The organism is Ectobacillus sp. JY-23 (assembly GCF_023022965.1).
In the GTDB taxonomy this organism is placed as follows: Bacteria; Bacillota; Bacilli; order Bacillales; family Bacillaceae_G; genus Ectobacillus.
Window position 1 is genome coordinate 2,206,173 of record NZ_CP095462.1, and the last position, 19,878, is coordinate 2,226,050.

Annotated in this window: 23 protein-coding genes and 1 pseudogene; 5 read left to right on the forward strand and 19 right to left on the reverse strand. The window is 43.3% G+C overall.

The window, feature by feature from the left end; translation table 11 throughout:
- Nucleotides 1-8: 8 nt before the first annotated feature.
- The 9 genes from MUG87_RS11385 to MUG87_RS11425 form a co-directional block, all read right to left on the reverse strand.
- On the reverse strand, nt 9-539 hold the full coding sequence (locus MUG87_RS11385; RefSeq protein WP_247082185.1) for a YdcF family protein: 531 nt from the start codon (nt 537-539) through the stop codon (nt 9-11).
- A gap of 56 nt (nt 540-595) precedes the next feature.
- Complete coding sequence (locus MUG87_RS11390) at nt 596-1,510, reverse strand: polyisoprenyl-teichoic acid--peptidoglycan teichoic acid transferase TagU (RefSeq protein WP_247082187.1); 915 nt, start codon at nt 1,508-1,510, stop codon at nt 596-598.
- A 215-nt stretch (nt 1,511-1,725) separates the two neighbouring features.
- Nucleotides 1,726-2,727, reverse strand: a complete 1,002-nt coding sequence (locus tag MUG87_RS11395; protein WP_247082189.1) for a rod shape-determining protein — start codon at nt 2,725-2,727, stop codon at nt 1,726-1,728.
- A gap of 199 nt (nt 2,728-2,926) precedes the next feature.
- Nucleotides 2,927-3,205 carry a sporulation transcriptional regulator SpoIIID gene (gene spoIIID / locus MUG87_RS11400; protein WP_124564221.1) on the reverse strand — a complete coding sequence of 93 codons (279 nt, stop codon included), beginning with the start codon at nt 3,203-3,205 and terminating at the stop codon, nt 2,927-2,929.
- Nucleotides 3,206-3,467: 262 nt separating this feature from the next.
- Complete coding sequence (locus MUG87_RS11405; RefSeq protein WP_247082191.1) at nt 3,468-3,902, reverse strand: hypothetical protein; 435 nt, start codon at nt 3,900-3,902, stop codon at nt 3,468-3,470.
- 18 nt (nt 3,903-3,920) lie between these two features.
- The gene (locus MUG87_RS11410; RefSeq protein ID WP_247082193.1) at nt 3,921-4,646 is read right to left on the reverse strand and encodes an AAA family ATPase; all 726 of its coding nucleotides are present in this window, start codon (nt 4,644-4,646) and stop codon (nt 3,921-3,923) included.
- Between the two features lie 11 nt (nt 4,647-4,657).
- Entirely contained in the window at nt 4,658-5,197 is a 540-nt protein-coding gene (locus tag MUG87_RS11415) for a GNAT family N-acetyltransferase (RefSeq protein WP_247082195.1), read from the reverse strand.
- Nucleotides 5,198-5,336: 139 nt separating this feature from the next.
- Entirely contained in the window at nt 5,337-5,477 is a 141-nt protein-coding gene (locus MUG87_RS11420) for a hypothetical protein (protein WP_247082197.1), read from the reverse strand.
- A 102-nt stretch (nt 5,478-5,579) separates the two neighbouring features.
- Nucleotides 5,580-6,446 (reverse strand): stage II sporulation protein SpoIIQ, encoded by an 867-nt coding sequence (locus MUG87_RS11425; protein ID WP_368042540.1) that lies wholly within the window; start codon nt 6,444-6,446, stop codon nt 5,580-5,582.
- A 198-nt stretch (nt 6,447-6,644) separates the two neighbouring features.
- Between MUG87_RS11425 and MUG87_RS11430 the strand changes: the two genes are divergently transcribed.
- From MUG87_RS11430 to MUG87_RS11450, 5 genes are read left to right on the forward strand one after another with little or no spacing between them, the layout of a single operon-like run.
- Nucleotides 6,645-8,228, forward strand: a complete 1,584-nt coding sequence (locus MUG87_RS11430) for a spore germination protein (RefSeq protein ID WP_247082199.1) — start codon at nt 6,645-6,647, stop codon at nt 8,226-8,228.
- On the forward strand, nt 8,225-9,421 hold the full coding sequence (locus MUG87_RS11435; RefSeq protein WP_247082201.1) for a Ger(x)C family spore germination protein: 1,197 nt from the start codon (nt 8,225-8,227) through the stop codon (nt 9,419-9,421). The genes MUG87_RS11430 and MUG87_RS11435 overlap by 4 nt, the downstream gene beginning before the upstream one ends.
- A gap of 1 nt (nt 9,422) precedes the next feature.
- Nucleotides 9,423-9,671 (forward strand): hypothetical protein, encoded by a 249-nt coding sequence (locus MUG87_RS11440; protein ID WP_247082203.1) that lies wholly within the window; start codon nt 9,423-9,425, stop codon nt 9,669-9,671.
- A 1-nt stretch (nt 9,672) separates the two neighbouring features.
- Nucleotides 9,673-10,788, forward strand: coding sequence for a GerAB/ArcD/ProY family transporter (locus tag MUG87_RS11445; RefSeq protein WP_247082205.1), 1,116 nt, complete (start codon nt 9,673-9,675; stop codon nt 10,786-10,788).
- Nucleotides 10,769-11,860, forward strand: coding sequence for a GerAB/ArcD/ProY family transporter (locus tag MUG87_RS11450; protein WP_247082206.1), 1,092 nt, complete (start codon nt 10,769-10,771; stop codon nt 11,858-11,860). Before MUG87_RS11445 ends, MUG87_RS11450 begins: the two co-directional genes overlap by 20 nt.
- 160 nt (nt 11,861-12,020) lie before the next feature.
- On the opposite strand, the gene MUG87_RS11455 is transcribed toward MUG87_RS11450, so the two are convergent.
- The 10 genes and pseudogenes from MUG87_RS11455 to nuoN form a co-directional block, all read right to left on the reverse strand.
- Nucleotides 12,021-12,593 carry a nuclease-related domain-containing protein gene (locus MUG87_RS11455; protein WP_247082208.1) on the reverse strand — a complete coding sequence of 191 codons (573 nt, stop codon included), beginning with the start codon at nt 12,591-12,593 and terminating at the stop codon, nt 12,021-12,023.
- A gap of 34 nt (nt 12,594-12,627) precedes the next feature.
- Nucleotides 12,628-13,212: an HAD-IA family hydrolase gene (locus MUG87_RS11460; RefSeq protein ID WP_247082210.1), complete on the reverse strand. Its 585-nt coding sequence runs from the start codon at nt 13,210-13,212 to the stop codon at nt 12,628-12,630.
- 56 nt (nt 13,213-13,268) lie between these two features.
- On the reverse strand, nt 13,269-13,778 hold the full coding sequence (locus MUG87_RS11465; RefSeq protein ID WP_247082212.1) for a hypothetical protein: 510 nt from the start codon (nt 13,776-13,778) through the stop codon (nt 13,269-13,271).
- Nucleotides 13,779-13,875: 97 nt separating this feature from the next.
- Nucleotides 13,876-14,031: pseudogene (locus MUG87_RS19705) on the reverse strand (DUF4176 domain-containing protein); the annotation flags it as partial.
- The gene (locus MUG87_RS11470) at nt 14,022-14,231 is read right to left on the reverse strand and encodes a hypothetical protein (protein ID WP_247082214.1); all 210 of its coding nucleotides are present in this window, start codon (nt 14,229-14,231) and stop codon (nt 14,022-14,024) included. The gene MUG87_RS11470 and the pseudogene MUG87_RS19705, both read right to left, overlap by 10 nt.
- A gap of 126 nt (nt 14,232-14,357) precedes the next feature.
- Complete coding sequence (gene spoIID, locus MUG87_RS11475; protein ID WP_247082223.1) at nt 14,358-15,362, reverse strand: stage II sporulation protein D; 1,005 nt, start codon at nt 15,360-15,362, stop codon at nt 14,358-14,360.
- A 454-nt stretch (nt 15,363-15,816) separates the two neighbouring features.
- Nucleotides 15,817-17,118 (reverse strand): UDP-N-acetylglucosamine 1-carboxyvinyltransferase, encoded by a 1,302-nt coding sequence (gene murA, locus MUG87_RS11480; protein ID WP_247082226.1) that lies wholly within the window; start codon nt 17,116-17,118, stop codon nt 15,817-15,819.
- 39 nt (nt 17,119-17,157) lie between these two features.
- A complete protein-coding gene (locus MUG87_RS11485; protein WP_247082227.1) occupies nt 17,158-17,865 on the reverse strand; it encodes a YwmB family TATA-box binding protein in 708 nt (235 codons plus the stop codon).
- A 76-nt stretch (nt 17,866-17,941) separates the two neighbouring features.
- Entirely contained in the window at nt 17,942-18,178 is a 237-nt protein-coding gene (locus MUG87_RS11490) for a DUF1146 family protein (protein WP_124564076.1), read from the reverse strand.
- A gap of 202 nt (nt 18,179-18,380) precedes the next feature.
- The gene (gene nuoN / locus MUG87_RS11495) at nt 18,381-19,874 is read right to left on the reverse strand and encodes an NADH-quinone oxidoreductase subunit NuoN (RefSeq protein ID WP_281503701.1); all 1,494 of its coding nucleotides are present in this window, start codon (nt 19,872-19,874) and stop codon (nt 18,381-18,383) included.
- Nucleotides 19,875-19,878 lie beyond the last annotated feature (4 nt).

Consider the following 19,878-nt stretch of genomic DNA (forward strand, 5'->3'; position numbering starts at 1 on the left):
TTTTGACCTTATAAATCTATATATTTGTATAATTTTATAAAATAACCAGAAAGCTTTACATACTCTACTGCAGTACGTCTTATATCACTCCACCAATCTCCCTCATACGGTACATATAAAAAATGATAACTTTCATCATATACCCTCTCAAAAGCTAGTTGCACACGCTTCATGTGATAATCAGAAGACACCACGATGGCTGTTTGAAACTGCCTCTTCTCCAATAGCTCCTTCGTATATAAAGCATTGGTATATGTACTTGTGGCATGTTTCTCTTCGATAATATGCTTTCTTGATATACCTAGCTTTACAGCCTTCTCCACTGAAAAACGCTTTGAGTCGGACTTTGACAGGAGTACGTATGGAGCGTATCCCTGTTTATACAATGCGGCTGCTTTCTCCAGACGTTTTTGATCACCGCTTAACACAATGATAACATCTGCATGGGCTGGCTTTTCTTGTAGCGTTAAAAAAGGCTTTTGGATGCAAATCAGAAGAAAGAGGCTGATGATCCCCGTGCCGAAAAACAACTTTCTCAAAATGTTCCCCCTTTTCACATTAGAAAAGGCACCCCGAAAAGAGTGCCTTCCTTGTTTTATTGCACTGGCAATGCCAAATGCTCACGTAGCTTTTTAGACAATTCCTGGCGCGTTTGTTCCGCAACGACATAGTACCAGATGTTATTCATCATCTGACCTTTTCCTTCAATCTGAATTTCTTCATTACTATTGCGCACTTCGCGATAGTTTTGTTGAATTTCAAACATTTGATCTTGCGTTAAGCTTGTTTTTACGTTCTTTTGAATCGCAGTTAGGATGCTCCCGTAGTTCGCTAGCGAAGAGACATTCGCACCTTTTTTAATGACAGCCTGAATCACTTGACGCTGTCTCATTTGACGACCGAAGTCCCCGCGCGGATCTTGCTTTCTCATACGAGCATACGCAAGTGCCTCGTCACCATTTAAGTGAATGGGTCCCTTTGCAAATGTATGGTTATCTTGTGTAAATGTTAAATCGTTGTTCACGTCAACGCCGCCCACTGCATTTACGATATCCTTGAAACCTTCCATGTTTACCTCGATATAGTGATCAATCGGCACATCCAGGAAGTTTTCGACTGTGTTCACAGACATCTCAACGCCGCCGAATGCGTATGCATGGTTGATTTTATCTTTAATACCTTTTCCTACGATTTCCGTGTACGTATCACGCGGAATGCTGACCATTTTCATGGATTTCAGTGTCGGATTCAATGTAATTAAAATAAGTGAGTCAGAACGACCGCGCTCATCGCCGCGCGGATCAGAACCCATCAATAAGATAGAAATCGGCGCCGCCTGCTTAATACTCGGCTGCTCCGTACGCTTTGGCGAAGACTCCCGCTCAAGTGGTTGATGTACACCTTCAAGCGTTTTGGAAACCTTACTATATACATTGTAGGCATATATACCTGCGCCAATTAAAAGAACGCCTATAATACCACCTATCCATAAAAGCACTTTCTTTTTCATGTGATCCCTGCTTTCTGTACGAAATATGCGTTCCTTGTTTATGATATTGCTCGTCCACTACCATTTTCAAAATCCATCCATTTTTCGTAAATCATTTTATAACAATTATGAAGAAAAGGAAATAGCAATATGTTCGAGAATATGTCAAAGAGCATGCAAATTTACGAATGTAAACACATTTTGAAAAAAGCTGCCATAGATTGGCAGCTTTCATATTATAGTAATGCTCGGCGTGGCAATTTGTCGATGTTATCTAGCATAATGCCTGTTCCATTCGCAACGCATTGCATCGGATCTTCGGCAATTAGAACCGGTACTTTCAATTCTTCTGCAAGCAGCATATCAATGCCGTGCAGAAGTGCGCCGCCGCCTGTCAAGATAACGCCGCGGTCGATGATATCAGCTGCAAGCTCAGGTGGTGTACGCTCCAATACGCCTTTGGCAGCTTGTACAATAATATCTGCATTTTCTTTTAATGCTTGTTGAATTTCTTCAGAGCGCACAGTAATTGTACGCGGTAGGCCTGTTACCATATCGCGACCGCGGATGTCAATTTCTTCGTTGCGGCTGCCTGGGAATACAGTACCTACTTTGATTTTGATTTCTTCTGATGTACGCTCCCCGATTAGAAGCTTGTACGTGCGTTTAATATAGCTTAAAATCTCGGCGTCAAATTTATCGCCGGCCATCTTAATGGAAGAAGATGTAACGATGTCACCCATAGACAAAACCGCGATGTCAGTTGTACCGCCGCCAATATCTACGACCATGTTACCGCTTGGCTGGAAGATATCCATGCCGGCACCGATTGCAGCTACCTTTGGCTCTTCTTCTAGATATACTTTCTTACCGCCAGATTTCTCAGCAGCTTCACGAATTGCTTTTTGCTCAACAGATGTAATGTTTGTCGGGCAGCAAATCAAAATGCGAGGCTTGGACAAAAAGCCTTTTACATTCAATTTATTAATGAAGTGACGCAGCATTGCCTCTGTAATTTCAAAGTCAGCGATAACGCCATCCTTTAGCGGACGAATTGCGACAATGTTGCCTGGTGTACGACCCACCATGCGACGCGCTTCTTCTCCAACTGCAAGTACTTTTCCTGTATTACGATCAATCGCCACAACGGACGGTTCATTTAGTACAATACCTTTTCCTTTAACATGAATCAAAACGTTAGCGGTACCAAGGTCGATCCCGATATCTCTTGAAAACATTACAGTTTGTGCCTCCTTGATTATTGCCCGAAAACGAGCACCGAATTCTTATATACCTAATTTATGATTCTATCATAACTTTTCGGGAAACGTAACAAGCCGACGCGATTTTTGTCGGAAAATTTATGGAAGAAGAGTAAAGAGGAGGGGAAAGCGCACGCGTAACGGGCAGCGACAATGTCACTGCCCGTAGAGGGTCTTACTGCCTTACTGTTTTTTCAACAACTGTGTCTTCTTTTCTGTACTTTTGCTTTGTGGCTTCGCCGCCGCGGAGGTGACGAATGGATTTGTGGTAATCTAGAATCTCCTTTACCTCGTTGGCCAATTCCGGGTTGATCTCCGGCAGGCGTTCTGTCAAATCCTTGTGAACTGTGCTTTTTGATACGCCGAATTCTTTCGCAATCACACGAACCGTCTTCTTTGTCTCCACGATATACTTACCAATCTTGATTGTTCTCTCTTTGATGTAATCGTGCACACCACTCGCCTCCCCTAAGATGTAAGAAGAGTGAAATGAGACTCGCTGCGCTTCATCTAGCTGTAAGTTCGAGAGTTGCATGTCGGATTTCGATGTACGCTGATTTATGATAAACTGATCCACGGTTCCTCACCTCAAACACTCTCTTTGTTGGGTTTATACCATTGTATGGAGCCCATTACAGATATATGCTACATTCCGTACAAATTTGCGGACTAAGCATAAAAAAATAAAAAAAGAAGCAGAAATGTCTGCTTCTTTGTCAAATGTGACTGCGCGCATGGTTGTTCTCAATCGTTTGCTGAATGCGTATATATGCGTTATTGCGCTCTTCTTCTTTTGTAAATTCAAGTTGAACAGGCTCTTGTTGGTCTTTGATATGCAAATTCAACTTATACACAGTCACGTTCGCAAATATACGGCGATACATGCTAGTCAAAAACATCCAACTAACACCCGCAAGAACAATCCATATTGCATTATTTGGTTGCTGACGAAAATAATAATCTGCAAGCCAAATTACAATCAGTGCTACCGCAAAGCCAACGTATGCATTAATAGGACGCTTAGGCTTATCTTCATCTTGTGTCACACTGTAGATATGCTTTGTAATATACAACGTGCCTTTATACTTAATAGTCACGTTGTGAATGGATAAATTTCCATTATTATAGGTCTGTCCCTCATCAAAAGACATAAGTCTCCCACCTTACTCCTATTTTTCATCATAAAACAAATCCTCCAGCATTTTCTCTCGATGTGAGAGAAAATATTTTGTAATTTGATAGTGCGCTGTCATCTCGTACTCAATTGGACTCATGCCATTCTCATCAAATTGCAAAATCGTTGCATCAGGAAAACCCAGCAAAATAGGTGAATGCGTAGCTATGATAAACTGCACATTCCCACTTTTTGTCAAGTCGTGCATAATTCGTAAAAAGGTGAGCTGCCGTGCTGGTGAAAGCGCGGCCTCAGGCTCGTCGAGTAGGTAGATTGCTTTTTTATTAAATCTATGGAGAAATAGTGATAAAAATGCTTCGCCATGCGATTGGTCGTGCAGGGATTGTCCGCCGTATGCGGCATATTTACCGGGATGCTCCAAATGGTCAAGATGCGAGGCGAAATGATAGAAGGTTTCCGCGCGTAAAAAGAAGCCGTTCGTCACTTTGGGCAGCCACGACAAACGCAGGTAAGCTCCTAGCGCAGATTGCGAGGCATGCACTTCATATGTATTATTGCGACCGCCCCCGCCAAGGGCAAATTCACATTTATCTGCAATTCCCTCTAATAGTGTTGATTTACCAGAGCCGTTTTCTCCAACAAAGAAGGTGACCGGCTTCGTAATATCAAGCTCACGTAGGCTTCGGATGGCAGGAATGGAAAACGGATATTGCTGCTTTGATACGCCTTCGTTTAGTAAAGTAATCCGCTTTAAAAACATATGCTATGCTCCTAGTCATTTGGATTAATAATTGCCAGCATTTGATGATCTTCCCACTTGCCCTTAATTCTCACACTTTTACGCGCAAGTCCTTCCTTATGGAAGCCCACCTTTTCCAGCACACGAATCGAGCCGATGTTATGCGGCATAACACCCGCTTCAATGCGGTGTAGCTTCAGCTCATGAAAGCCATATGCAACAATGAGCTGCACCGCTTCTGTCATATATCCCTGACCATTGTGTGCTTCATCAAGGAAATAGCCAATAAACGCACCTTGTACGGAACCTCGCACAATCTGGAATAAACTAATCGTACCAATCAGTTCATTATTTTCTTTTTTATAAATCCCAAATCCATACTGCCTGTCGTGCTGCGCTTCTTCCTCCAAATATGTAAGCAAATCCTCCTGCGCCGCTAGCGTATAATAGCTGTCATCACGCGTCATGGCATACCGCTCGAAAAACGCGCGATTTTTGATTTGAAGTTCTAAGCGCTTCGCCGCATCCGCGCGTGTAAATAATCGTACATAAATACGTTCGCTCATTTTCATCCCCCCATTTTATTCCATTATAAAAGAAAAACATGCGGTTTCACATCAAATTCTGCGCGTTACCAACTAGGTAAGCCTCTCTATCAGCCAAACTCTACTCTCTATCGGCCAAACTCTATACACAGAGAAAAACTGCCGGTCAGTCCGGCAGCTTTTCTTCTTTGTCCACTTCAAAGTTCTGATAAGATGGAGGGCCTTTGCTTCCTGTTATTAGGATCAGAATAGAGAAGATAAAGAATGCAATGATGCATAAGATAATGAGCGTTACGGTTAATGACATGTTCGTCCCCCTCCTTTTCTTCATATATATGTGGGGACAAGCAGGTTTACGACAAAAAACAGCCGCCCAAGCGTATTCGCAGTTGGGCGGCTGTTTGGCCACTTAGTTATTTTCTTCTTGATTCGGTTTTTCAGTGCCTTCCTTAGCAGGTTCCTTCTCAGTATTCTGCTTTTCATCCTTCGCTGGCTCTTTTTCCGTATCTGTATTTTGCTTCTCGTCCTTTGCAGGCTCTTCTTTATCAGCGTTTTGCTTTTCGTCCTTCGCTGGCTCTTTGTCTTCGTTTTTCACCGGTGCTGTTACAGGTGCTGTTTTAATATCAGCTACCGTTTTATCGAAGAACGTTTGCGGATTTACCGCTACGCCATCTTTGCGAAGCTCAAAGTGTACATGGTAACCAGCTTCTTTGCTGATTGTGCTAAGGCCTGCTTTACCAATCACATCGCCTTGTGCTACCTTGTCACCAGCTTTCAACGCTACGCCTTCAAGACTTTGGTAAGACGCTGTGATGCCATTGCCGCTGTCGACTGTTACAACGTAACCAAGTAGGGAGTCTTTTTCAGACTTTACTACTGTTCCGCTGATAGCTGCTGTCACGTCAAATGTCTTGCCATCTTTAGATGCAATATCAATACCCGTGTTTGCGGAATACGTGTTGTTATAGAATACAAGTGCTGCTTCTTGCTCTTCTGGTGTTGCAGTAGGATCGTAGAATTTCTTCTTTACAACCGCGTTTTCTACTTTTGCAACCGGCATTTTCACAACTTCTGTTGCTTTCGTTACTGGAACCGCACCTTCATTATTTTGGCTATATGGCGCAGTTGGTTTCTTTGTTTCTTTTTTGTCTGCCGATTGGTACCAAAGCGTCGCTGTTAAGATTACAGCTGCACACGCGATGTACACAGTTGGAAATACCCAACGTTTTTGACCAAACTTCACTACTTTACGAGATTTTTTTTCTCCATCTCTCATTTGATTATCACCTCAGCAATCAGTTTGAACAAGAATCAATCAATCTATACGCTGTATAACTCATTACTTTTCGACAAAACAAAGATTTTTATGCATGTTTTTTTGTAGAAATTCGTCAAATATATAATTTTTAACCATCATTCATAGAAATTACTTCCTTAACAAATAATGAAATAAATGGGAAAGGGGGAGCAATTCATGGATTGGTTTGATGGTCATGGCGGTTCACGAATACAACCACCTCCAGAACAGCCACAAAAACCGGCACCGAAACAAGAAGAAAACAAGCTCACCAGCAGCGTACAAGCAAATATAGATACCATTAATAAAGCCTTCGGAAGCAGTGCCGATGTCGTCACACGACAAATGAACATTGGTGTTCCCATCGGATTGGCTTATATAGAAGGTTTGATCGACCAAACCGCAATCAGTGAATTTATTATTCAAGCTATGCAAATAGCTGAAAAGCATATAAAGCGATACGGTACACACGAACCGGAAAAGCTCCTTCACTATATTACAACTTCTGTCATAGCTACCGGAGAGGTTCATGATTTACACATCATGATGGATGTAAAGATGTCAATGTTAGACGCACATACCATTTTATTTATCGAAGGCTGTGAGCAAGGGTTAGCGGTGCCAACATGCGGATGGAAGGATCGCGGTGTTAATGAACCATCTTCAGAGACAGTTGTTCGTGGACCGCGCGAAGCATTTTCAGAGTCATTACGTACAAATACTACGCTCGTACGCCGGAAAATTCATGATGAAAATCTGTACTGTGAGCAGCGCCATATCGGAAAGGTTACCAAAACAAACATTGCGGTAATGTACATTAATGGGATTGCCGATGAAAATATTGTAAAGGAATTATATGAGCGCTTGGATCGCATTGATACAGACGCCATTTTAGAAAGCGGTTATATCGAAGAATATATCCAGGACAGCTTTTTGTCTCCGTTTCCAACCGTATTTAACACCGAACGACCAGATGTAGTGGCGGCGGGACTGCTAGAAGGACGAGTTGCCATCTTTGTAGATGGAACACCCTTCGTTTTACTCGTTCCTGTTTTGTTCGTGCAATTTTTTCAAACACCGGAGGACTATTACGAACGCTCCCTTGTTTCTTCCTTATTGCGACTACTTCGTTATGCCAGCTTTTTTATCGCACTGTTGGCACCGTCCGCTTATATTGCGATTACGACCTTTCATCAGGAAATGCTGCCGACTCCTTTACTCATCAGTCTGGCAGCTCAGCGCGAGGGCATTCCGTTTCCAGCATTTGTGGAAGCTGTCATTATGGAGATTACCTTTGAAGTATTACGTGAAGCTGGATTACGCACACCGCGTCCGCTCGGACAAACCATTTCGATTGTCGGCGCACTCGTTATTGGGCAATCAGCCGTAGAAGCTGGCTTCGTATCCGCCGCAATTGTAATTGTCGTTTCCATTACGGCCATCTCATCTTTTGCACTGCCAGCTTACAACGTATCTATTGCAATTCGAATTTTACGCTTTTTGCTCATGATGCTGGCGGCTTCCTTTGGTTTATTCGGTATTACCATGGGACTCATTTTAATGGTGGTTCATCTATGCTCCTTGCGCTCGTTTGGCGTACCATATTTAGCGCCGATTACACCGACGCACAAAACATCACCGCAGGATACACTGATTCGGTTACCGCATTGGTTGCTTCGTAGGCGACCTGCTGAATTTTCAAAGCAAAATAACATACGTAATAAAACGCCGATGCCTCGGCCAAAGAAGGGAACAACATGAAGCGATCTGTTCTTATTTTTTCTGTCATGCTTCTCGTGTTAACGGGGTGCTGGAATCGACGTGAACTGAATGAACTCGCAATCGCTGTTGGGATGGCGATTGATAAAAGCTCGGATGGGCAATATGTAATCAGTGTGCAGGTTGTAGATCCAAACGAAGTAACACCGCGCCTTGGTACGGGCGGTCGAGCGCCTGTTACCATATACAAACAAAAGTCAAAAACACTGCATGAGGCTTTACGCCTTATGACAACTATATCACCGCGTAAAATTTATTTGGGACATTTGCGCATTTTAGTCTTGAGTGAACAGCTAGCTGAAGATGGGGTTGCTAAGATTTTAGAGCTATTGCACCGAGATCAAGAATTGCGTTCGGACTTTTATATTATTTTAGCACGTGATACAACAGGGTTTGCTGTGTTGGAAAATGTAAGTCCAATTGAAAAGATTCCAGCGCAAAAGCTCTACAAATCATTAGAAGTTTCTCAGCGGGTATGGGCCCCTACATATGCGACGCAGTTGGATGAATTGATATCCCAAATGACCTCCTCCGGTACATCACCTGTTCTGACAGGCATTCGTTTTATAGGAAGTGAGGAAAAAGGAGGCACCAAGCAAAATTTAGATAAGGTGTATCCTGAAAGCACGCTGCAATATCATGATTTGGGCGTGTTTCGCGGCGATCAGCTTATTGGTTGGCTGAATAAGCGGGAAAGTAAGGGACTCAATTATATTGTTGGAAAGGTCAGTACAACAGTAGGGGAGGTTTATTGGCCTGAAGGCGGTCTATTTGTAATGGAGGTTATGCGCGCCTCTTCTAAAATAAAAGCGCGCGTAGTGAACGGCAAAGCCTACATTGATGTTTATGTAAAAGCACAAGGGAACATTAGTGAGGTGCAGTGCAATATGGATTTAACAGATCCTAATGTAATTAAGAAAGCAGAAAAATTAGTTGAAAAAGTAAATCGGCAATTGACTACCGAATCTGTGAAGCGCGCTCGTGAACTCCATAGTGATATTTTTGGTTTTGGAGAAGCCGTGCACCGAGCTGATCCAAAAGCTTGGAAAAGGATGAAGCATACCTGGCATGATAAAGGATTCTTAGAAGCATCTATCCGCTTTCATCCAGATATCAAAATTTGGAGAACGGGTAATACAGGGAAATCTTATTTAAAAGAAATTAAGAGGGATTAATATGTTGCTCGGTTGTGTCATGGTGGTGTTATTTGCAGTGGGAATTAGTGTATTTGAGATACCGCCTCTTCGGAAAGAAAAGCGAAAACGTGATCTCATCGTGTATGGTGTATTACTGCTAAGCGGAACGTTGCTTTCATCAGCAGTCATTCTTCATTTGCCGGTTCCAAATCCGCTTGATTGGTTAGCGATGCTTGTCAAACCGTTCAGCGAATGGCTGAATGATACTTTAGGCGTAAGGAGGGCGTAACGTGCGCAAAGAGCACATTTCAGGGGCGCAGTTTTTTATATTGATCTTTATGTTCATTGTCAGCAGCTCGACGTTAAACGTCCCTAACCTCGTTACGCCCTATGCGCAGCAGGACAGTTGGATCTCAGCTGCTATTGCAATACCCATTTCTCTACTTCTCGTACCTTTGTATACTGAGATTCATAAAAGATATCCTGACAAGACCTTTACGCAATGTCTGCAGATCGTATTCGGGAAATGGATTGGCGGCTGCATCGCACTTTTATTTACTTTTTATTTTTTAACGTTAGCAGCCGGCTTGTCTCGTCAAGTGTCAGACTTAATTGCTACTCTTTTATTGCCCGACACACCACTTGTTGCGATTATCATTGTTTTTTTCACAGTTGTCACTCTTGCCGTTCGAAGCGGAATTGAAAATCTTGCACGCACAGCTCGTGTATTCGTCCCCTGGATTATGTGCTTTTTTATCTTGCTTGTATTGATGCTTGTACCGCTCATCGACTGGCACAATATTATGCCCGTATGGGAAAACGGATTGGCGCCGATTACTCGCGGCACTTTTACCGTTCTTGGTGTTCCCTATGCTGATCTCATTATTTTTTTAATGATTGCACCGCACGTACATGCTGTCAAAGAGGTCCGTAAGTTTTATTTTATCGGGATTTTGGTAGGTGGCTTTGTCATTGTCTTAATTGTATTACTTTCTTTATTGATTTTAGGGGTGGGCTTAACTGCAAACTCTATTTATCCTGTATATACACTTGCGCAAAAAGTGAATATTGGTAATTTCATTCAACGCTTAGAGGTTATTATCGGTGTCATTTGGTTAATTACCTTTTTTGTAAAATCCTCTGTTTGTTTATACGGCTGTGTGACGAGCATGGCTCACACCTTCGCAGTACATAATCCTAAGATTTTGCTGGGCCCAATCATGCTGATTTCTGTACCTTACAGTATTTTAATGGTTCCAAACGCTCCTTACTTTTTTAATTACGTCTCAGAGTACTGGACACCACTTGTTCTTATATACGGTGTTTTGATTCCTGTGATGCTGTTGATTATAGATAGTATTAAGCAGCGTAGAAAGGAGCGACAATATGCAAAACATGAACATTAGTGGTAAGCAGCTGTTTGCCCTCATGTTTTTATTTGAAATTGGTAGTTCCATTGTTATCAGTTTAGGTACAGAAGCGAAGCAGGATGCATGGCTTGCTGTATTAGTCGGGATGCTTGTAGGTCTTCCATTATTCGCTGTTTATGCCTATTTATACAATGTACATAACATGGCACTCACCAGTTATTTGCGAAAGCTACTTGGCACCTGGCTCGGCGGCGCCATTTCTATCGTATATATTCTATACTTTTTCTATATCTCAGCTCGTGTATTGCGAGACTTTGGTGAGCTCCTTACCACATCTTCTTTGGACAGTACACCTCTCATTGTCATAATGATTGTTATGATGGTGACAGTCCTTTTTTCTGTATGCAATGGATTTGAAGTGTTTGCACGAGCAGGCGGCCTACTCTTCATTGCCTCTCTATTAATAGGTGGGATGACTTTAGTAGCGATGTTTTTTTCTAACATCATTCATGTGGAACGACTGTTTCCTATGCTTGAAAATGGAATCAGGCCTGTCATTCAGGCGGCTTTTCCCCTAATTTATACATTTCCGTTTGGCGAAATGGTTGTATTTACCATGCTAATGCAGCACACTAACAATCGTAAAAGTGCCATTCGCGCAGGGTTTGCAGCCATTATTGTCAGCGGCATTGTACTGAGTGCAACGATTATTCTCAACATCTGTATCCTTGGTGTCACCTATGCTGAAATCGTTCAGTTCCCGCTCCTTCTCAGCGTAAGCCGCGTCCGGATCGGCGAAATCATTCAGCGCTTGGACGCAGTAGCCCTGTCTGCCCTTATTGTTGGCGGCTTCGTAAAAATCAGTATCTTCTTTTATGCCGGCGCACTCGGTCTAAAAGATGTATTCAAATTAAAAACCAAATACTGTCACATCATTACCATCATCATAGCTGCCATACTCATCATCTACGCACCTCGTATGGCCAGCAACTTTAGTGAACACATCCAAGTTGGATTAGAAGTGGTTCCCTATTATCTGCACCTTCCCCTTCAAACAGGCGTACCACTACTTTTATTGCTAATAACACTCATCAAACGACGCCGCTAGCGCCGTTTTTAACTTGTTCACACTCATCATTGGCCGACCTTCTTCTCTATCGGCCAAATCCTACCTTCTATCGGCCTAACTTCTCTTCTATCGGCCGAATCCTACCTTCTATCGGCCAAATGTTTGTGCACTTGGTTTGCAGGTTGGTACAGTCACTCTGTTAGAGGAAGTTTGTATACTCTATGTCTACGTTCCCCTCTACCTCTGCTGGAAGCGCTGCCGCGTGAACAACATTACGCAAACGTCCGTCCGCTTTAATAAGCGTAGCTGGATTACTAATGACAACGCGATAACAGACCGGAACAAGCGGAAATCCATGACGAACCAGCCATTCTTGTAAATGCAATTGCTGACGCGTCGACTGCAGCAGCGGGTCTGGAAACGCCTCTTCTTTATCGCGATATGTACGAATTAACTGTCGCTGCGCTTGATCAAAAAACAATGTACCGGCAATATTTTTAATTTCAATAATCATAAGAAAGGTTTCAGAAACCAGTAGCGTATCAATTTGGAAATAACCCTGCATAGTAGGAAGTCGCAGGTCATGAAGGATATGATAATGAGGTAAAAAGGAAAGATGATAATTGAGGGATTGTTCACCATGAAAGCCTGTTAAACCTTTAGACAACTCTGTTTCGACTTTGCTCCGTTCTGGGTGACTGCTCGGTAGCCTACGCAGCAGTGCCTCTAACTTTTTAATCTTCAGCGGTATACGCCGCTCTTTCTGAATCATATGCTCACTCCTTTTTATAAAAAGAGCTGTCTCATCATCCGGACAGCTCCCGAATCTCTTTTAAATATAAAATACGAGAAAGTTGTTCATACGACTCTACATAAAAATCAGCGCCGGGTTCCAGCAAATTTTGAAACATGCAAGTTTTGATCCCGAGGCGCTTGGCCGGAATCAAATCAACCTCACGATCTCCAATAACAAGATCAATATGATACTTTTCATGTAAATAGCGATAGGCTTGGTCATCCGGCTTTTTGGGGAACCCGTCCTCCGGGCCGATAATCTCCACAAAATAGTCCAGTAAACTATAATGCGTTAAAATACGAATAACCTCTTCCTTCGGATAATGCGTCACGATTACATTTTGATTCGCTTGCCCAAGCACCTGTGCCGCTCCAGCGAACGGACGATACGAAGATGGCGACTCAATTTCCTCATCCGACACGCCATAATACGAAAGCGCATAGGGAATCGACACCTTCAGCTTTGCCATAATTTCGTGACGAGGCACATGCTCACCAAGCACCTTCTTAAAATTAGACACATATACACAATAGCTGTCAATTAACGTACCGTCAAAATCCCATAATATATTCAGAGCCCTATCCCCTATCATCATAAGATTTGTTTTATGTTACAGTATACCAAATTATGAAAAATAGGGTAAAGTATAATTTACATTTCACGCAAACGCTTTTCAATCGTGGTGCACATCAAAGCACCTATCACAATCAATACAATACCCGTTGCCGCAAGCGGCCTGTCCGAGCTACGACGCAGATGAAAACGAAGCGGATCCTTACTTCCTTTAACTTGCACTGTGTACCAGCCCGCCTTTGCGAATTTCACAATCCCAACTTCACGCAAGCGACTTGTACCATCCTTATGACCACCTTTAACAGGAGACCCATACACCTCAGCCTTTGTGCCGTCCTCCGAGCGAATGGTCACATTTTCGATTGCCGAAAAAACAGGCATTTTCACCGTGTTGCCGCCATCTATAAATTCATATTCATGATATAGCTTGTACACACCGCTTTTCGTAATTTCTATTTTATTAATACCGTCCGTTTGCACCTTCTGCGTTTGGTTCAATAAAAGCAAGCTGTATACCGTCAGCCCCACTCCGCTCAAAAACAGAAGGAAGAACACATAAAACGAGACAGGCTTTTTCTGTCTGTACAAGTGTCTGCCAGCTCCCTTCTTCGTATGTACACTATTCTATGTACAGTCTATCAAAAGCAAACGCCGGCTTCCACCTATAACTCTATTTTTCCAGAAGTTATCTATTCTTTCTCTCTTTAAATAATTCCTGAAACTCCATCTCCACTTCATTCATAAATCCTACGTGTAAAACATCTGAAATATCTTCATGATTGAAAAAGAAGTTATAGTCCGGCGAAATATTACCGTGCGGGAAATAACAAGCTACGTAGTCCTCTCTTGTTGCTTACTAAAAGAAAGTTGTCTCCAACCGGCAATATAACAAATAGCTGAAGCTGTAAGTACAAGCAACAGCTGGCCAATCACAAGATCTTTTCCCGATTTATATATACCGTATAAAGCAAACAGCAATAGAATAGTACCTAAGGCAAAGCGCAGCTTAGCTCTTTTCTGATAGTACGTATGTAGTTCCACGATGCTCCTCCTCTTGCAACTTCTGTTTACAGTCTAACAAAAGGAACGCATATCTTCTATCCAAGAATTCCTTTTTCTAGAAAACGTATATAATGATAAAACACGGCCCTCCTAAGGACTGTGTTCTCAATTTCTCGCCGTTAATTTTCCTTCATATTGATTTAACCCTGTGATTTCGACACCCTGATAATAATGACTCACAATATCCTGGTATGTTTTTCCTTCCTTTGCCATACCATTAGCACCGTACTGACTCATACCCACGCCGTGACCATAGCCTTTTGTGATAACAACAATCGTGTTGCCCTGACGGCTGAAGGAAAAGTCAGTGGAGCGGAGACCTAGCTTGTCGCGCACCTCACGTCCTGACAGCTTCTTACCATTTACCTCTACTGTTTTGACGCGCTGACCTGGTGTGCGTTCAAGAACTTTAGCCACCTCACCAGTCGGAGGAATCTGCACACCAAGCGCCTGTTGAAATTTACTTATATCCATCTTATTTTCCGCTTGGTACTTCGGCGCTTCTTTATCCCATGGACTTTTCACACTGCGCAAGTATGGATAGGGACTGGTCCAGTAATCTTCGGAATTCTCAGTGTAGCCGTTGCTTGTTGAGAAAAACGAGGCAGTAATCGGCTCTCCTTTATATGTAAGAACTTGTCCTGCCGTTGCTTCGACGGCTTCCTTGATCCGCTTCATTTTCCGCTCATAGTCCTTGCCCCACAGCTTTTGCAGCTCGGCGTTATTTTTATATACTTGGTTGTCGACTGTATCCGTCACATGCGCTTCATTTCCCGTACCGGCAAGCATTCGCTTAACAACGAATGTTCTGGCCGTCAGCGCTTGGGCCTTTAAAGCCTCCAGCTCAAAATCAGCAGGCATCTCTGCGGCAATCACACCGGTGACATACTCCTCAAGCGGCACCCGCTCCACCTTTTTTTGCGCACTTCGATATACAGAAACCTCTACATCACTCTTCACGGTAGGCACCTCTTGTTTCTTAGTAGGTGCTGCTTTTGTAACCGTTAGCTGCTTCGTCTCTCCGTGAAACGGCACTACCAACGCACTTGGTACGATGATGACGAGCGCAGTTAAGCTAGACACGAGTGTAATTGCAAGTTTTGTCTTCATCGCTTTCCCTCCCACATACTCTCTACCCTTTAAATGTATGGAAGCGGACAAGCATTTAGAACAACTCAGCATTTTTTGGAAACAAAAGCATATTATCTCACATTTCTGACTATAACAGTAGTAGAGAAGAAAAGCGGCACCAGCTCGCTCAGGCGCAGAATCAGAGGTTCTCCGATCGAAAAGGCGCTTTTTGCCTTTATGGGCGGAGGTTCTCTGATGACAGCGCCTAGCTGGTGGAGCTGGACAGGAAGAAAAGCGGAAGGGGCTTGCTTAACTCCATAGGAAAGAGGTTCCCGGCACAAAAAGGCGCTTTTTGCCTTTATGGGCTGGGGTTCTCTGACCGGAGGAGTTAGCCGCTGGAGCTGGACAGGAAGAAAAGCGGCACCAGCTCGCTCAGGCGCACAAAAAAACAGCTTCCATGCTTTTCGGAAAAAACATAGAAGCTGCCTTGCGATTATGCATGAAGATCTGATACGGTTTGTGCCGTTTCTTCATTTTGTTCTGTTACGCGTTCCACATCGGCGCCAAGCGCTGCGAGTTTACCGTGGAAGTTTACGTAGCCACGGTCTAAGTGTTTAAGCTCAGTTACGCGTGTGTAGCCATCGGATACAAGACCCGCCAGAATCAACGCTGCACCGGCACGAAGATCCGTTGCGGCTACTTCTGCGCCTTGCAAATCACACGGTCCGTTCATGATGACAGAGCGACCTTCAATTTTAATATCAGCATTCATACGACGGAACTCTTCTACATGCATGAAGCGATTTTCGAATACAGTTTCCGTAATCATGCTTGTGCCTTCTGCTTTTAGAAGAAGAGCCATCATCTGTGCTTGCATATCAGTTGGGAAGCCTGGGTGCGGCATCGTTTTGATGTCCACAGCTTTTAAGCGATCAGGACCGATTACACGCAAACCGTCTTCTTCCTCAATAATGGTAATACCCATTTCTTGCATTTTTGCTGTGACAGGACGCAAATGCTCAGGTACTGCATTTTCTATGAGAACATTCCCACCTGTAATCGCCGCAGCAACCATAAATGTGCCTGCTTCAATACGGTCAGGAATAACATGGTGATGTGTACCGAATAGCTTTGAAACGCCGTCAATGCGAATTGTTCCCGTACCTGCGCCACGTACTTTTCCACCCATCGCGTTCAAGAAGTTCGCAAGATCCACAATCTCCGGCTCTTTTGCCGCATTTTCAATGATTGTCGTACCTTTTGCCAACACAGCCGCTGACATGATGTTTTCCGTTGCACCTACACTTGGAAAGTCTAAGTAAATTTTTGCTCCATGTAACTCTCCATCCACATATGCCTCTACAAATCCATTTCCAACCTTAACTTTTGCACCCATCGCTTCAAAGCCTTTAAGGTGCTGGTCGATTGGACGAGATCCGATTGCACAGCCGCCAGGCAAAGCAATGCGCGCGTGTCCTTTACGTGCCAAAAGTGGTCCCATAACTTGAACGGATGCACGCATTTTGCGCACGTACTCAAACGGCGCCTCCACGTTTAGCTCTTTCGATGCATCAATGATTACTTGGCCATCTGCGAATACGACATCAGCATTTAAATGACGCAATACTTCATTAATTGTGTATACATCGGATAGAGCCGGCACATCAGATATGATATTTTTCCCGTCACTTGCTAATAAGGTTGCAGCAAGTATCGGCAAAACGGCGTTCTTTGCGCCTTCTACGCGCACAGTACCATTCAGCCGGCCACCGCCACGGACAATGATTTTTTCCAAATTATTCCCCTCCGTGTCTTCAATTTCCTAAATCATCTATCAATACTCTGACGTAATTATTGGTGTGCCAACCACTACAGTCGTTTTGTCGCCTACAGTACGCAGTGCGACTTGTACGTTCATTTTCTCTTTGTTTATAGAAAGGGCGTCATTCCACTTCCCAGTATATGCGGAAACCGTGACGAATGCTCTTTCCTGCAAAGTCTCAATGGGCTTAGCTTCTAAGTCTTCCAATATTTTTGTTGCTTTATTTTGCAAAACACCTTCAATCTTATCACCCCAAACGGCTCGAACACAAGTGTAAATTGTCGGTTTTTGACTAAAAATTTTATCCATTTTCGCAACAATTCCCTCGTCCCACTTTTTCCCTTTTACCTCATAAATAATAAAGGTTTTATGTGTAGTATGAGCGTTTGTCCACGTTACTACAAGCCGTTCTTGACGATTTGAAAACTTTTTTATTGCGGTTGCCTTCATGCCCTGCTCTGCATTTTCCACATACCAATCCGCACCGTCCGTTTGCGCCTTTAAACGCTCCAGCAGCTTTTGAAATGTATGTACATCACTTACTTCATCACTTTCTTCCTTAGCAAGCAAGCTCCACTCTTGTATATGTGCTCCGTTCTTCTCTAAAACGGCTTGTATTTGTGTTATTTTTTTCTCCGGCTTTACAGCCTGTATTTGCTGATACCCCACGATTCCCATTACAAAAAACATGGCAATAAACAAATGTACCAATCTATTCATATCGATCCCCTCCTGTTCCCATTTTTGACGGGACATGAGGGAAGTATACTCGACATTTACAGACCAATTACACGCATTACTGCAAAATATACGGCAAGCTTTTCGAATATCCTAAGTAATCCAAGAAAAAGTTACTTACAGACGAGCCAATTGCCACTGTCAATAAAACAAGCAGCACCTTTGTTTGCAGCACTTTTCCTTTTTTCATTAGCTCTTCAATACGAAGTCCTTGAAGCGCCCACCAGGTTACACTGATAAAAAACAGGTGCGATATAATCGCTATCAGCGCTTGTTGCCCTAACATTTGCGACACAGTAAATCCCCTTCCCAACAATTTTCCAAGTCATTTTCACAACTAAACAATTCGCCTTATCATCCCATTTTTCCTTTTATACGGAGAACTGCGATTTCTATGCACAAGGCGACCTCTACAATCTACTATCTAAAAAGTTTTTTAAGCTCTAAAAAGTGCAGAATCTTCACTCTGCACTTTTCTCACTGTATCATTTATATCACTAGTTTTGTCCAATGTAAAAGAAATCTCTCATAAATGGAAAGTTCTCGTAAAAAATGTCATATCCAATTGACGGTAAAATACCGCATACAATTGTGAGCACAGCACATATGGTAATAACAACCTTTAAATTGAAAGGGATATCTGACACTTCTTCTTCAGATGTCCGGAAGAACATGAGCTGGAGGATACGAAAATAATAAGCAAATGATACCACCGTTGTCGCCATTAAGATGGCGGGTAGTACATAGTAAGAAGCATCACCAGCCAGCGCGCCAAGGAAAATGTGTACCTTTCCGATAAATCCAGCCGTGCCCGGAATTCCTGCAAGTGAGAGAATAAAAATTGTCATTGCAATCGCCAGCAAAGGCGAGCGGCGGTACAGACCGGAAAAAGCATGTACGCTGTCATCGCCATTTCGACTGATTGCGTATAGCACCGCAAATCCCCCGATGCTCATCAATAGATAAGCGAGCATATAAAACCACATCGAGTCGAGCGTGAAAGCAGACAATGTAGCAAACGGAACCAGTAAATAACCGGCATGTGCGATACCGGAGTAAGCCAGCATCCGCTTTACGTTCGTCTGCTTTAGTGCAACAACATTACCAATCACCATGGAAGCTACCGCCAATACCGCAATGTAAATTTGCATCTTATCCATCACTGTTGTTGTACCGGCTGGCGTTCCTGAAAAGATCAGCAGGAAGATGCGCAACATAATTACAAAGCCGGCTAGTTTAGATACAGTCCCTAAAAAAGCGGTCACTGGTGTCGGCGCCCCTTCATATACGTCAGGCGCCCACATATGAAACGGAGCAGCCGCCAGTTTAAATGCCAAGCCAACGAAGGTTAGTAAAAAGGCAATGGATAAAAGTAGTTCCACATCGCCTCTTGTTTGCCCCTGCAGCACAGCCATCATCTCGGTTGCATTTGTCGTGCCGGTTAGGCCATACAGGTAGCTCATCCCAAACAGTGTAATTGCTGTGGCGATACCGCCGTTAATTACGTATTTCATCGCGGCTTCGTTGGAAGCAGTACATGTTTTACGAATTCCCACTAAAATATAGGAGGAAAGGGACAACAGCTCTAAGCCTACAAACAATGTAATAAGATCATTGCTCGATGTCATAATCATCGCACCCAGCAAGGCAGTTAAAAACAGGTAAAAATATTCGCTGCGGTCCTCAATCATTTTTTTCTCATAGTCGCTTAGCGCAAGCATGAGCACAAGTGCAGCGCCTACAAGTAAAAGCGATTTAAAGGCTTTTGAAAAGCCATCGAGCACGAAGGTACCGTATAAAATGTCACTTGCGGGATCGTTATACAAAAAGATTAGCGCTACCAGCGATGATAGCACAGCCAAGATGGCAAGCAAACCAAGCTTTCGCTTTCCAATGTCAAACAGGTCCAGCAAGGAAAGGAGTACAGCAGCACCAACGATAATGAACTCTGGCAGCATCAAGCCCCAGGGCAAGCTCAGCAGCATTTCCATATCC

Coding starts and splice junctions, on each gene's coding strand:
- MUG87_RS11390 (WP_247082187.1), bottom strand. CDS start 1,510: ATGAAAAAGAAAGTGCTTTTATGGATAGGTGGTATTATAGGCGTTCTT.
- MUG87_RS11395 (WP_247082189.1), bottom strand. CDS start 2,727: ATGTTTTCAAGAGATATCGGGATCGACCTTGGTACCGCTAACGTTTTG.
- MUG87_RS11405 (WP_247082191.1), bottom strand. CDS start 3,902: ATGTCTTTTGATGAGGGACAGACCTATAATAATGGAAATTTATCCATT.
- MUG87_RS11410 (WP_247082193.1), bottom strand. CDS start 4,646: ATGTTTTTAAAGCGGATTACTTTACTAAACGAAGGCGTATCAAAGCAG.
- MUG87_RS11415 (WP_247082195.1), bottom strand. CDS start 5,197: ATGAAAATGAGCGAACGTATTTATGTACGATTATTTACACGCGCGGAT.
- MUG87_RS11420 (WP_247082197.1), bottom strand. CDS start 5,477: ATGTCATTAACCGTAACGCTCATTATCTTATGCATCATTGCATTCTTT.
- MUG87_RS11425 (WP_368042540.1), bottom strand. CDS start 6,446: ATGAGAGATGGAGAAAAAAAATCTCGTAAAGTAGTGAAGTTTGGTCAA.
- MUG87_RS11430 (WP_247082199.1), top strand. CDS start 6,645: ATGGATTGGTTTGATGGTCATGGCGGTTCACGAATACAACCACCTCCA.
- MUG87_RS11435 (WP_247082201.1), top strand. CDS start 8,225: ATGAAGCGATCTGTTCTTATTTTTTCTGTCATGCTTCTCGTGTTAACG.
- MUG87_RS11440 (WP_247082203.1), top strand. CDS start 9,423: ATGTTGCTCGGTTGTGTCATGGTGGTGTTATTTGCAGTGGGAATTAGT.
- MUG87_RS11450 (WP_247082206.1), top strand. CDS start 10,769: ATGCAAAACATGAACATTAGTGGTAAGCAGCTGTTTGCCCTCATGTTT.
- MUG87_RS11455 (WP_247082208.1), bottom strand. CDS start 12,593: ATGATTCAGAAAGAGCGGCGTATACCGCTGAAGATTAAAAAGTTAGAG.
- MUG87_RS11460 (WP_247082210.1), bottom strand. CDS start 13,212: ATGATGATAGGGGATAGGGCTCTGAATATATTATGGGATTTTGACGGT.
- spoIID (WP_247082223.1), bottom strand. CDS start 15,362: ATGAAGACAAAACTTGCAATTACACTCGTGTCTAGCTTAACTGCGCTC.
- MUG87_RS11485 (WP_247082227.1), bottom strand. CDS start 17,865: ATGAATAGATTGGTACATTTGTTTATTGCCATGTTTTTTGTAATGGGA.
- nuoN (WP_281503701.1), bottom strand. CDS start 19,874: ATGGAAATGCTGCTGAGCTTGCCCTGGGGCTTGATGCTGCCAGAGTTC.